Below are 12,231 nucleotides of genomic sequence, written 5' to 3'. Positions count from 1 at the left end.
ATCCCTGCCAGCCTTTTGAACACGTTCAAGGAGGGGTGGGGCATGGACCTCACTGTTGTCGCGTACGCCGTCTACCTGCTGATCAGCGTCGGGCTCACCGTCTGGGTGGCGCGCACGCTAAGCCGCAACGGGCGCATCTTCATCGCCGATGTGCTGCACGGGGACGAGAAGCTCGCCGACGCCGTCAACCACCTTCTGGTGGTCGGCTTCTACCTGGTCAACCTCGGCTTCGTCGCGCTGTACCTGAAGGCGGCCGAAGCGGTGGAGAACGCCCGCGGGCTCTTCGAGGCACTCTCGGTGAAGATCGGTGTAGTCCTGCTCGTCCTCGGCGTCATGCACCTCGGCAACGTCTGGGTCCTCAACAAGATCCGCCGACGCGGTGTGATGGACCGCGAGCAGGTCCCGCCGGTCGGCCCGCAGGGCTGGACGAACCAGGCCGGCCCCGGCCCGTGGACCGCTCCCGCCTCCGGTCCCGCCGGAGCGTGAGCGCGATGGGCACCCCGGTCCGGACACTCACCGTCCTGTACGACGCGCAGTGCTCCCTCTGCGTCCATCTGCGGAACTGGCTGCTGCGGCAGCGGCAGCTCGTACCGCTGGACATGGTGCCCGCCGGGTCCGACGAGGCGCGGCGCAGGTATCCGCGCCTCAACCACGCCCGCACCCTGCGGGAGATCACCGTCATCGGCGACCGCGGCCAGATCTACGCGGGGCCGGCGGCCTGGATCGTCTGCCTCTGGGCGCTGGCCGAGCACCGGCCGAAGTCCCACTGGCTCGCCACCCCGACCGGACTGCCCTTCGTACGCGGCACGATGCTCGCGGCGGCGAAGTACCGCGAGGCGATGGCGTCCGGGACTGCGACCGGGCCGCCCTGCGACGACCAGTGCGCCGTACCCCGTTAGGCTCGTGCACCGTGAACGAAGCGAAGGCCCCCAAGAGCGAGCAGACCCGGACGCTCATCCTCGAAACCGCGCTCCGGCTGTTCCAGGAGCGCGGTTACGACAAGACGACGATGCGGGCCATCGCCAAGGAGGCCGGGGTCTCGGTAGGGAACGCCTACTACTACTTCGGCTCCAAGGAACACCTCGTCCAGGGCTTCTACGACCGGATCTCCGCCGAGCACCAGGCGGCGGTCCGGCCCGTGCTCAGCCAGGAGACGGACCTGGAGACCCGGCTCGCGGGAGTGCTGAAGGCGTGGCTGGACATCGCGGCGCCGTACCACGAGTTCGCGGCCCAGTTCTTCAAGAACGCGGCCGATCCGGAGAGCCCGCTCAGCCCGTTCTCCCCCGAGTCGGAACACGCCCGCGAGGCGGCCATCGCGATCCACCGGGAGGTGCTGGCCGGCTCCAAGGCCAAGGTGGCGGAGGAACTCCGCGACACCCTCCCCGAGTTGATGTGGCTCTCCCAGATGGGACTTGTCCTGTACTGGGTCTTCGACCGCTCGGAGGGCCGCGAGCGCAGCCGCCGCCTCGCAGAGCGCGGCGCCCGCCTCACCACCCGCGGCGTGGCGCTCGCCCGCTTCCGGGTGCTGCGGCCGCTCGTACGCGACGTGCACGAGCTGTTCACGGACTTCCTGCCGGGGATGGCGGAGACTGTCGCCGGCCGGAAGAAGTCCTGAGGCCCCGGCTGACCGGCCGGGTCAGAGCCAGTTGAGTTCCCACAGGCGCCAGACGCCCGTGCCGTCCGACAGGTACTGCGCTCCGGTGACCGCCTCCCGGCTGAGGACGTAGTCCTTCTTCTGCCAGAGCGGGACCATCGGCACCTCGTCCGCGACGAGCCGCTGCAAGGTCTTGAAGTCCTTGCTCGCCCGGCCGCGCTCCCCGTACGACTGGGTCTTGACGATCAGCTCGTCGATCTCCTTGTCCGAGAAGCCGTTGTTCATGCTGGTGTTCGTGCCGACGAGCGGCTGACTGAAGTTGTCCGGGTCGGGGAAGTCCGCGATCCAGCCGATGGTGTACGCGTCGTACTTGCCGGCGGCGTACCCCTTCTGGAACGTAGTCCACTCGGGCACGGCGATGAGCTTCACCTCGAACAGCCCGGTGTCCTCCAGCTGGCGGCGCATCTCCTCGGCCTCGGCCTTGGTCGCGCCCCGCACCGAGAACGCCAGGCTGAACCGCACCGGAGTACGCACCCCCGCCTCGCGCAGCAGCGTGCGGGCGCGGTCCCTGCTGGGCTCCGGATACGCGTCGAAGAACGGCGTGCTGTGCCCGCCGATGCCCTGCGGGATCAGCGAGTACAGCGGGTCGACGGTGCCGTGGTAGACCGAGTTGGCCAGCCGCGGCCGGTCGAGTACGGCGGCGACGGCCTTCCGTACGCCCTTGCGGGCCATCTGCGAGCCCTTGCGCACGTTGAAGATCAGCGTGCGGATCTCGGCGCCCTCGGACTCCTGGATCCGGATGTCCGGCAGGCCCGGAGTGAGTCCGGCGAGCACCTTCGGCGGCATCTCCCGGTGGGTGACGTCGACCCCGTGGCTCTTCCAGGCCCGCTCGAGCTCTTCGGACTCCTGGAAGTAACGGATGGTCACCGGCACGTGGGCCGCCGACGCCTGGCCCTCGTAGGAGGTGTTCGGCTTCAGCTCGGCCCGGCTGTCGGCGTCGAACGACGTCAGGACGTACGGGCCGGAGCCGTCGACGCCGTCGCCGGTGCGCAGCTCCTTCGCGGGGTACTTCTCGCGGTCGACGATCGATCCCGCCCCGGTGGCGACCTTGAAGGGGAACGTCGCGTCGCGCGAGGAGAGGTTGAAGGTGATCGTGCTGCCGCGGGTCCTGACCGACTTCAGGGTGGCGAACAGCGGCTTCGGTCCCTGCTCGGAGTCGATCTCCAGGACCCGGTCGAAGGAGTGCTTGACGTCGGCGGCGGTAACCTCGCGGCCGTTGGAGAAGGTCAGCCCCTCGCGCAGCTCGCACTCGTACGTCGTCAGCTTCTGGCCGACGAACCCGCAGGAGTCGGCGGCATCGGGCACCGGCGTGTCGGAACCCGGCCTCATGGTCATCAGCGTCTGGAAGACATTGCTGTAGAGCGCCCAGGAACCGGCGTCGTACGCGCCTGCCGGGTCGAGCGAGGAGACGGTGTCCGTCGTCCCCACCGTGATCGGGTCGTTCCTCACCCCGTCCGACGGCACCAGTTGCCAGGCGCCGATTCCGACGGCGGCCAGCACGACCCCGGCTGTGAAAACGCGAAATTGGACAGACCGCATGCCAAGCACTCCTCATGGCCCTACCCCTGCCGACGCGCGCCCCTCAGCCCCGCCGACCCCCAATGGCGTGCACTCAATCACGGAATCTTCACACGCGGAAGGGTCCTCTCGGGTGGGGCCGGAACACCCCCTTCAGGGCATCTGGCCCGGTGTCTTCGGGGTACCGGGCCCGGTGTCAGGCCTGCCGTGAGGCGAGCTGTACGACCGTGATGTCGGACGGCGCTCCGACCCGCACCGGCGGCCCCCACGCGCCCGCGCCCCGCGAGACGTACAGCTGTGTGTCGCCGTACCGCTCCAGGCCGGCCAGCGTCGGATTGGCCTGGTCCGCGATGAGGTTGCCGGGCCACATCTGGCCGCCGTGGGTGTGCCCGGAAAGCTGCAGGTCCACCCCGTACTTCACCGCGTCGTGGATGACGACCGGCTGGTGCGCGAGGAGTACGGCCGCCCGGGTGCGGTCCCGGTCGCCGAGGGCGCGTACGAAGTCGGGGCCGTCGCCCTCGCTCTCGCCCGCGAGGTCGTTGACGCCCGCGAGGTCGAAGCCGGGCAGTTCGGTACGGGCGTTCTCCAGCGGGCGCATGCCGAGCTCGCGCACGTGGTCGACCCACGCCTGGGCGCCGGAGAAGTATTCGTGGTTGCCGGTGACGAAGTACGTCCCGTGGCGCGCCCAGAGCCGGGCGAGCGGCTCGGCGGCGGACCCCAGGTCGGCGACGCTGCCGTCGACGAGGTCGCCGACGACGGCGACCAGATCGGGCTGGGTGGAGTTGATCGTGTCGACGATCCGCTGGGTGTGCGCCCGGCCGAGGGTGGGCCCGAGGTGGACGTCGCTGACGACGGCGATACGGAAGCCGTGCGCGGCGCGCGGGAGCTTGGCCAGCGGCACGGTGACCCGCTTGACGCGCGGCCCGCGCAGCACCCCGTACGTCCCGTACCCGACGGTGCCGACCGCGACGGCGGCCGCTGCCCCGGCGACGGTCCGCGCCACGAAGAGGCGGCGGCTCACGTCGGAAGGGGGCACGGGCCGCGGGCCGGCCGGACCTCCGGCCGGCGGCGCCTCCGACGGCTGCCGCCGCCCGGCACGGTCCCGCTCGGCGGGGGTGGCCTGGGCAGCAGTGGCAGTGGCGCTCGCGGTGGCGGTCGCCGAGCCGCCGCGCCCGGCCGGCACCGGCTCGCCCTCGGGGGCGGCCTCGCGGGCGGCCTCGCGGGCGGCCTCGTCGTCGGCCCCGCGGGCGGCCCCGGGCCGGGGCCCGGTTGCGCCTTCGGCGGCCGGCCGTTTCTTCCGGGCAGCCCGGCGCACCAGCAGATGCCGCAGCAGCGGCCGTACCGCCTCGCCCGCCAGTACCGCCAGGGTCAGGTACAGCAGTACGGCCAGCCAGAGGTAGCCCGGCCAGGCCAGTACCTGCTGGAGCCAGAAGGGGACTCCGGCGCGGGCGCTCACCAGCGCGCCCACGGTCAGCAGCGGCAGGACGAACGCCGCGGCCGTGCCGGCGCGGCGGGCCGCGCCGCCCCGCGCGGTGGTGTCCCGGACGAGCCGGCGCCACAGGTAGCGGTGGACGAGCACCAGCAGGGCCAGAACGGTGGCCGCGACCAGCGCGAACATCGCAACGGCCATCAGACGCGGCCGGATTCACGACGGAGTGCGCGCAGACCGCGCAACCCGATGGCTCCTACGCCCGTCCCCAGAAGCAGGGACGTGATGGCAAGCAGCAGATGCACCCAGAAGTACGCAGTCGGGTCACCCGCGTCGTCGAAGGCCAGACCACTTGCGTTCTCCCACAGGTTCTTGATGAAAGTGACCCAGATGACCCAGCTCCACACCCCGAACGCGAGCAGGAACCAGGAGAGGGGGCGGCTCAGTCTCATACGCTCAGTATCGTCGCCTTCCCCGGAACGGCCGCGCCGGGGTGGGCCGTCCCGGCGGCTGTCCCGGCGGGTCAACGCGCCGGTGTCCCGTTCACCGATTACAGCGGGTACGTTCTCGTCCGTGTCTGCCCCGAAGAAGTTGACCGTCCCTGCGGCGACGGTCCTTTCCGCCGTGCTGTTGCCCGCCCTGTTCGCCGCACCCGCGCTCGCCGACGGCAAGGCCGACGCCAAGCGGCGCAGTCAGCCGAAGCCGCCCGCCGTGATGTCCTCGGTCGGCGGTGAGCAGCTCGGGAAGCCGGGTACGCAGGTGAAGCTGGGCCCGGAGGCCCCGTTGCTGCCCAAGGAACTGAGCGGCCGTTCGTGGATCGTGGCGGACGCCGAGTCGGGTGAGGTGCTCGCGGCGCACAACGCGCACTGGCGGCTGCCGCCCGCCTCAACCATCAAGATGCTCTTCGCGGACACGCTGCTGCCGCGGATGCCCAAGACCGAGACCCACCTGGTGACCGAAGACGAGCTGGCGGACGTCGGCGAAGGCAGCAGCCTGGTCGGTATCAAGGAGGACCACACCTACTCGGTGCACGACCTGTGGCTCGGGGTGTTCCTGCGCTCCGGCAACGACGCCGTGCATGTGCTGTCCGCGATGAACGGCGGGATCGCCAAGACCGTCCAGGATATGCAGAGCCACGCGGAGGAGCTCCAGGCCCTCGACACGCGTGTCGTCTCGCCCGACGGCTACGACGAGCCGGGCCAGGTCAGCAGCGCGTACGACCTGACGCTGATCGCCCGCTCCGGCATGCAGAAGAAGGACTTCCGCGAGTACTGCGCGACGGCGTCCGCCACCTTCCCCGGCAAGCAGGAGGAGGGGAAGAAGCGGGAGACGTTCGAGATCCAGAACACCAACCGGCTGCTGACGGGGGCGTACGACCTCGACCCGTACAAGGGCATCGCCGGCGTGAAGAACGGCAACACCACCAACGCCGGCTCCACCTTCACCGGTGTGGCGCAGCGCGGCGACCGGGTGCTGCTGGTGACGGTGATGAACCCCGAGGCGGAGGAGCAGCACGCGGTCTACAAGGAGACCGCGGCACTGCTGGACTGGGGCTTCGCCGCGGCCGGCAAGGTCACCCCGGTGGGTGAGCTGGTCGGGCCGAAGACCGCGGAAGCCGCGGGCGCGTCGAAGGGCGCGCCCCCGAGCCCGCGGAACTCCGCTCCCCCGGCGCAGGCCACGGTCTCCACGAAGGGCGGCTCGGGCGGGATCGGTGTCGCGCTCGCGATCACGGGCGGGGTTCTGGTGGTGCTGACCGCGGGGGTGTTCCTGGTGAACCGCCGCTGGCCGCTGCGCCTTCCGCGCCGGTGACCTCGACCTCCGCCTCGGCCTTGGCCATGTCCTCGGCCGCGTGCTGCGACTGCGTCGCCGTCCAAGCGGCGCAGTACAGCAGCAGCTTCGCGGTGAAGTTGATCCACAGCAACAGCGCGATCGGGACGCCGAACGCGCCGTACATGCTCCTCGCCGCGACGTCCCTGATGTAGCTGCCGATCAGCAGCTTCAGCAGTTCGAAGCCGACCGCGCCCATGAGTGCGGCGACGATCAGCCGTTGGCGCGGCGGCTCCACCCCCGGCAGCAGCGTCAGTACGTACAGCAGGACCAGGAAGTCGGCGAGGACCGCCACCGCGAAGACCACGATCTGGAGCAGGATCCCGCCCCAGCCGTCGCGCGAGATGCCCAGCTGGTCCGCGCTCCAGCCGATGGCCGAGGACCCGACGCCGGATGCGACGAGCGAGGCGAGCGCGGCCGCGCCGAGCCCGACCAGCACCACGCCGTCCTTCGCCTTGCGCAGGACCGGATTTCCCTCGTCCTCGTCGTCCTTCTCCCAGACGGCCCGCAGACAGTCCCGCATCGAGCCGACCCAGCCGATGCCGGTGAACAGCAGCAGAGCGCCGGCGACGACCCCGATCGTTCCGGCGTTCGCCACGAGCCCCCCGATGTCGAGCTGGTCGGAGATGCCCGGTACCTGCTCGGCGACCCCGTCCTCCAGCTTCTTCAGCCGTTCGGGGGTGAGGAAGGCGGCGCCGATGGCCGCGGCCACCGTGATCAGCGGGAAGACCGCCAGGAAGCTGATGAAGGTGATCGCTGCGGCCAGCCGGGTCCAGTGGACCCGGTCGAGTGTCTCGTAGGAGCGCCAGGCGTGGGTCCGCATCAGTTTCTCGATGAGCGGACCCACTACCGGCAGTTTCTTCAGCCAATCCATGGGGTGCCTCTACCGTTCCTCTTGACTGAGCAGGAGTGAGCCCGCTCAGCCGCACGCCCCGAACGGTCTTGGGCGCACTGGTCCCCGGCGTACTCAACCCCGGGGCGGCGACACGCATCCTGTGCGTGGTCCGGGCCCGGGAGGTCGGTTCCCTGCGCGATCCGGCCAAATGGGTACGGCCAGAGGCGACGGGGAGGCCCTGAACCATCACTCCGGTGGAGCGGGGGCCCCGCACGCCGGCGCCGTACCCGGCGTCCCAGATCACACGATCACGTTAACCCGGACGGCCCAGGACGCCGCAAGCCCGGAAGCCGACCATCACACGATCGAGCTAAACCGCCCTCGTGCACGCTCCCCGGCAAGCAGCTGACGACCCTCCGTACGGTGAAGGTCACAGGTCGCGGCGTCACAGGTCCGCGAGTCACAGGTCCGCGAGTCACAGGTCCGCGACTGCCAGGCCGTACATCGCCATCCAGACGAGTCCGATGACAGCCAGCGCCCGGTCGCGCAGGACCACGTCCTCGGGGGCGCCGGCGGTGCCCCGGTCGGCGAAGACCGCGTACCGCAGTACGGCGAGGATGAACGCGATCATCGACAGCTGACGCCACGGCAGCAGGCCGCCGTTCGCCGTGCCGCCGCTCTCCAGGGCCCACAGGCAGTAGCCCAGGACGGCGACCCCGGCAGCCAACTGCCAGACGAAGCGCAGATATCCGGTGGTGTACTCGGTGAGCAGCGCGCGGGTGGCGCCCTTGCGGTCCGCCATCTGTACGGCCTCCGAGTACCGCTTGGCGGACACCATGAAGAGCGCGCCGAAGCCGGCGGTGATCAGGAACCAGCGGGACAGCGGGATGGAGAGGGCCACTCCGCCGATCATGGCGCGCATCAGGAATCCGGTGGCGACCACGACCAGGTCGACGACGAGGACGTGCTTGAGCCGGAGGCAGTAGGCGAACTGCATGGCGAGATACGCGGTGAGCAGCGCGGACGTCATCGCGTTGCAGACGACGAGTGCCGTGACCGGCACACTCGCGGCCAGCAGCCCGCCGACGCCGTAGGCGAGGGGCACGGGCACCTGCCCGGCGGCCACCGGGCGGTGGCGCTTGACGGGGTGGGCCCGGTCGGCCTCGGCGTCGCGCGCGTCGTTGACCAGGTAGACGGCGGAGGCGGCGGCTGTGAAGAGCAGGAAGACGAAGAGCAGTTGGCCGGCGGTGTGCCAGGAGCCGAGCCGGCCGGCCGCGGCCGGCGCGGCGACGACGAGGATGTTCTTCACCCACTGGCGCGGCCGCGCGGTCTTCAGCAGCCCCCAGGCCGTCTCCGTCCCCGCCCCCGTCACCGTCCGAGTCCGAGTCCGCGTCCGAGTCCGAGTCCGCGTCACGTTCAGCAGGCTCTCGGCGCGCCGCGCCCGGCCCTCGATCAACAGCCCGCCGCGGTCAGCCATCCCGGAGCCTCCCCTCGCCGCCACCGCCGGCCGGGGGCCCGTGTATCCACGCGGCGCCGAGCGACGCGGTCACGCCGCCGAGCAGGGCGCCGGCCACCACGTCGGAGGGGTAGTGCACGCCGACGACCAGGCGGGAGACGCACACCGCGGCGGCCAGCGGCGGCACCGCATGCCGGCCGGCCGGCCGCAGCGCGCCGAAGGCGACCGCCGCGGCGACCGCCGAGGTGGCGTGCGAGCTGGGGAAGGAGTGCCGGCCGACGGTACGTACGAGGGGCGCGCGGGCGGGCAGTTGGGGGCGCGGTCGCCGTACCACCCGCTTGACCGCCATGCTGGTCAGATGCGCGGCGCCGATCAGCGCCATGCCACGGAGCCACGCTCCGCGCCGGTCGCGGTCGGCGGCGGCGCCCGCGAGTCCGGCGGCGAGCCACAGCGCGCCGTGTTCACCGCTCCGGGAGAGCGCGCGGGCCGCTGCCGCCACGCGGGGATCCGTACCGCAGTCGCGCATCGCCGACAGCAACCGCTGGTCCAGGTCTCGCATACGCCACCCCTTGCTCACGTCCATTCGGGCACCATGTACTCAATCACCCCTTTTGCTGTGAGGTGTTACAAATCGCCGGGTTTGAGCGATACGGTCGCACGCATGCCTGCCGACACCGCTGCCCCTGCCTTGCTCACCGGCTGGGGCCGCACCGCCCCGACCGCCGCCGCCCGGCTGGTCCGCCCCCGCAGCTACGACGAGGCGGTGAGCGCGGTACGGGCGGTACGCGCGGGCAGCTCGGGAGGCTCGCGGGGCGGCATCGCGCGCGGGCTGGGCCGGGCGTACGGCGACGCGGCGCAGAACGCGGGCGGGTACGTGCTCGACATGACGGGCCTGGACCGGATCCGCACGATCGACGCCGAGGCGGGCGTCGTCGTCTGCGACGCCGGGGTGAGCCTGCACCAGCTGATGGAAGTCCTGCTGCCGCTGGGCTGGTTCGTGCCGGTGACGCCGGGGACCCGGTATGTCACCGTCGGCGGCGCGATCGGCGCCGACATCCACGGCAAGAACCACCATGTGTCCGGCTCCTTCGCCCGGCACGTCCTCTCGCTGGACCTGCTCACCGCCGACGGCGACGTCCTGGCCGTCCCGCGCGGCGCCGAGCTGTTCGACGCGACTGCGGGCGGGATGGGCCTGACGGGCGTCATCCTGGGCGCGACGGTGCAACTCCACCCCGTCGAGACCTCCTTGATGTCGGTCGACACAGAACGCGCCGCCGGGCTGGACGACTTGCTGGCCCGGCTGACCGGGACCGACCACCGCTACCGCTACTCGGTCGCGTGGATCGACCTGCTGGCGCGCGGTACGTCCATGGGGCGCTCAGTGCTCACGCGGGGAGACCACGCCCCGCCGGAAGCGCTGGCCGCTCTGCCGAAGGGCGCCCGCCGCGCGCCCCTCGCCTTCCGGCCGGGGCGGCTTCCGGCGGCGCCTTCCTTCGTTCCCGACAGGCTGCTGAGGCGCACGTCGGTCGGCCTGTTCAACGAGTTCTGGTACCGGCGCGCGCCGAAGTCCCGTACCGGCGAACTGCAGCGGATCCCGGCCTTCTTCCACCCCCTGGACGGCGTCCCGCACTGGAACCGGGTCTACGGGCGCGGCGGCTTCGTGCAGTACCAGTTCGTCCTCGGGTACGGACAGGAGGACGCCCTGCACCGCATTGTGCGGCGGATCTCCGACCGGGGCTGCCCCTCCTTCCTGGCCGTGCTCAAACGCTTCGGCGCGGGCGATCCGGGCTGGCTGTCCTTCCCGCTGCCCGGCTGGACGCTCGCGCTGGACATCCCGGCGAACCTGCCCGCCCTCGGCCCCTTCCTCGACGAACTGGACGAGGAGGTGGCGGACGCCGGCGGGCGGGTGTACCTCGCGAAGGACTCCCGGCTGCGGCCCGACCTGCTCGCCGCGATGTACCCGCGGGTGGACGAATTCCGGGCCCTGCGGGCGGAGCTGGACCCGCACGGGGTCTTCATGTCGGATCTGGCCCGCCGGCTCGATCTCTAGCCCGATTCTCAGAACGGCTCGATCTCCAGGAGAGTTCCCATGAAGGACGCCTTCGGCGCCCCGCAGTCCCTGCTCGTCCTCGGCGGCACGTCCGACATCGGACTCGCCACCGCACGCCGGCTGGTGGCCCGCCGGACCAGGACCGTGTGGCTGGCCGGCCGCCCCTCCGCCGGCCTGGAGGCGGCCGCGGGTGAACTGCGCGAGCTGGGCGCGAAGGTCCGTACCGTCGCGTTCGACGCACTGGACCCCGCCGGGCACGAGGCCCTGCTCGGCAAGGTGTTCGCCGACGGCGACATCGACGTGGTGCTGCTGGCCTTCGGTATCCTCGGCGACCAGGCGCGGGACGAGAACGAGCCCCTCTCGGCCGTCGCGGTCGCGCAGACGAACTACACCGGCGCGGTGTCGGCGGGGCTGGTCTGCGCCGCGGCCCTGCGCCGGCAGGGGCACGGCTCGCTGGTGGTGCTCTCGTCGGTGGCCGGTGAGCGGGCGCGGCGCGCGAACTTCATCTACGGGTCGAGCAAGGCGGGCCTGGACGCGTTCGCGCAGGGACTCGGGGACGCGCTGCACGGCACGGGCGTGCAGGTGATGGTCGTACGGCCCGGGTTCGTACGGTCGAAGATGACGGCGGGCCTCGCCGAGGCGCCGCTCGCCACGACGCCGGAGGCGGTGGCGGAGGCGATCGAGCAGGGGCTGCGGTGGCGCTCGGAGACGGTGTGGGTACCGGGCGCGATGCGGCTGGTGATGTCGGCGCTGCGGCATATGCCGCGGCAGGTGTTCCGGAGGCTGCCGGTATGAGTTGCCCGGGCTGCGGCTGGGGGCGGCTACGGCTGGGGGCGGCTACGGCTGGAGGGTCGGCTCGTCCACGTGCGCGAACTGCGCCGGCACCCCGGACGGGCCGGTTCCGAAGGGGTAGTCGCGCAGCTTGCGCCAGATCCCGTCGGCGCCCTGCTCGTACAGCGCGAAACCGATCGACGTCCAGGACGCCTCGTAGTCCGCGAGTTCCGCGTACGCCCGGTCCATCGCCTCCTCGGCGATGCCGTGCGCGACGGTCACATGCGGGTGGTACGGGAACTGCAGCTCGCGCGGCACCGGGCCGGACGTGTCGCGGATCCGCTCCTGCAGCCAGGAGCAGGACGACGTGCCCTCGACGACCTGGATGAAGACCACCGGCGACAGCGGGCGGAAGGTGCCCGTCCCGGAGAGCCGCATCGGGAAGGCGCGGCCGACGACCGCGACCTGCGCGAGGTGCGTGCGGATCTCCGGGAGCGCGGACTCGTCCACCTCGGTCGGCGGGAGAAGGGTGACGTGGGTGGGGATGCCGTGCGCGGCAGGGTCCCCGAAGCCCTCGCGCAGCTCCTGGAGCAGGCTGCCGTACGGCTCCGGGACCGCGATCGAAACGCCAAGCGTTACGGTCCCCACTTGCTTCTCCTCAGTCGTGTGGTGTGTGGTGCAGTGCCGCCAG

General features: G+C 71.5%; 13 protein-coding genes. 6 read left to right on the top strand and 7 right to left on the bottom strand.

Annotated elements, in window-relative coordinates; translation table 11 throughout:
* Positions 1-42 precede the first annotated feature (42 nt).
* Genes NLX86_RS12555 through NLX86_RS12545 form a run of 3 tightly spaced genes read left to right on the top strand, consistent with a single transcriptional unit; the run spans position 43 to position 1,615 of the window.
* Entirely contained in the window at positions 43-486 is a 444-nt protein-coding gene (locus NLX86_RS12555) for a hypothetical protein (RefSeq protein ID WP_254371736.1), read from the top strand.
* A 5-nt stretch (positions 487-491) separates the two neighbouring features.
* On the top strand, positions 492-899 hold the full coding sequence (locus NLX86_RS12550) for a thiol-disulfide oxidoreductase DCC family protein (protein ID WP_254371735.1): 408 nt from the start codon (positions 492-494) through the stop codon (positions 897-899).
* Between the two features lie 11 nt (positions 900-910).
* Positions 911-1,615 (top strand): TetR family transcriptional regulator, encoded by a 705-nt coding sequence (locus NLX86_RS12545; protein ID WP_254371734.1) that lies wholly within the window; start codon positions 911-913, stop codon positions 1,613-1,615.
* A 21-nt stretch (positions 1,616-1,636) separates the two neighbouring features.
* Here the strand turns inward: NLX86_RS12545 and NLX86_RS12540 are convergent, their stop codons facing one another.
* The 3 genes from NLX86_RS12540 to NLX86_RS12530 form a co-directional block, all read right to left on the bottom strand.
* Positions 1,637-3,193, bottom strand: coding sequence for an ABC transporter substrate-binding protein (locus tag NLX86_RS12540; RefSeq protein ID WP_254371733.1), 1,557 nt, complete (start codon positions 3,191-3,193; stop codon positions 1,637-1,639).
* 175 nt (positions 3,194-3,368) lie between these two features.
* Positions 3,369-4,802 carry a metallophosphoesterase gene (locus tag NLX86_RS12535; RefSeq protein WP_254371732.1) on the bottom strand — a complete coding sequence of 478 codons (1,434 nt, stop codon included), beginning with the start codon at positions 4,800-4,802 and terminating at the stop codon, positions 3,369-3,371.
* A complete protein-coding gene (locus tag NLX86_RS12530; RefSeq protein WP_254371731.1) occupies positions 4,802-5,053 on the bottom strand; it encodes an SCO4848 family membrane protein in 252 nt (83 codons plus the stop codon). Before NLX86_RS12530 ends, NLX86_RS12535 begins: the two co-directional genes overlap by 1 nt.
* Before the next feature lie 121 nt (positions 5,054-5,174).
* Here NLX86_RS12530 and NLX86_RS12525 point away from each other — a divergent pair, with 121 nt between their 5' ends.
* Positions 5,175-6,410 (top strand): D-alanyl-D-alanine carboxypeptidase, encoded by a 1,236-nt coding sequence (locus NLX86_RS12525; protein WP_254371730.1) that lies wholly within the window; start codon positions 5,175-5,177, stop codon positions 6,408-6,410.
* On the opposite strand, the gene NLX86_RS12520 is transcribed toward NLX86_RS12525, so the two are convergent.
* From NLX86_RS12520 to NLX86_RS12510, 3 genes are all read right to left on the bottom strand, one after another.
* Entirely contained in the window at positions 6,328-7,302 is a 975-nt protein-coding gene (locus tag NLX86_RS12520; RefSeq protein WP_254371729.1) for a YihY/virulence factor BrkB family protein, read from the bottom strand. The two genes, NLX86_RS12525 and NLX86_RS12520, sit on opposite strands and share 83 nt — an antisense overlap.
* Before the next feature lie 436 nt (positions 7,303-7,738).
* Positions 7,739-8,740 (bottom strand): decaprenyl-phosphate phosphoribosyltransferase, encoded by a 1,002-nt coding sequence (locus NLX86_RS12515; protein ID WP_254371728.1) that lies wholly within the window; start codon positions 8,738-8,740, stop codon positions 7,739-7,741.
* Positions 8,733-9,278, bottom strand: a complete 546-nt coding sequence (locus NLX86_RS12510) for a phosphatase PAP2 family protein (RefSeq protein WP_254371727.1) — start codon at positions 9,276-9,278, stop codon at positions 8,733-8,735. Before NLX86_RS12510 ends, NLX86_RS12515 begins: the two co-directional genes overlap by 8 nt.
* Before the next feature lie 102 nt (positions 9,279-9,380).
* Between NLX86_RS12510 and NLX86_RS12505 the strand changes: the two genes are divergently transcribed.
* Positions 9,381-10,769 (top strand): FAD-binding protein, encoded by a 1,389-nt coding sequence (locus NLX86_RS12505; RefSeq protein WP_254371726.1) that lies wholly within the window; start codon positions 9,381-9,383, stop codon positions 10,767-10,769.
* A gap of 39 nt (positions 10,770-10,808) precedes the next feature.
* A complete protein-coding gene (locus NLX86_RS12500; RefSeq protein WP_254371725.1) occupies positions 10,809-11,564 on the top strand; it encodes a decaprenylphospho-beta-D-erythro-pentofuranosid-2-ulose 2-reductase in 756 nt (251 codons plus the stop codon).
* A 42-nt stretch (positions 11,565-11,606) separates the two neighbouring features.
* Here the strand turns inward: NLX86_RS12500 and NLX86_RS12495 are convergent, their stop codons facing one another.
* Positions 11,607-12,188 carry a 2'-5' RNA ligase family protein gene (locus NLX86_RS12495; RefSeq protein ID WP_254371724.1) on the bottom strand — a complete coding sequence of 194 codons (582 nt, stop codon included), beginning with the start codon at positions 12,186-12,188 and terminating at the stop codon, positions 11,607-11,609.
* Positions 12,189-12,231 lie beyond the last annotated feature (43 nt).

This window comes from Streptomyces sp. A3M-1-3 (assembly GCF_024213665.1).
Lineage (GTDB): Bacteria > Actinomycetota > Actinomycetes > Streptomycetales > Streptomycetaceae > Streptomyces.
Note: the sequence above shows the minus strand (reverse complement) of the source record. Positions and strands in the feature narration are given on the sequence as shown.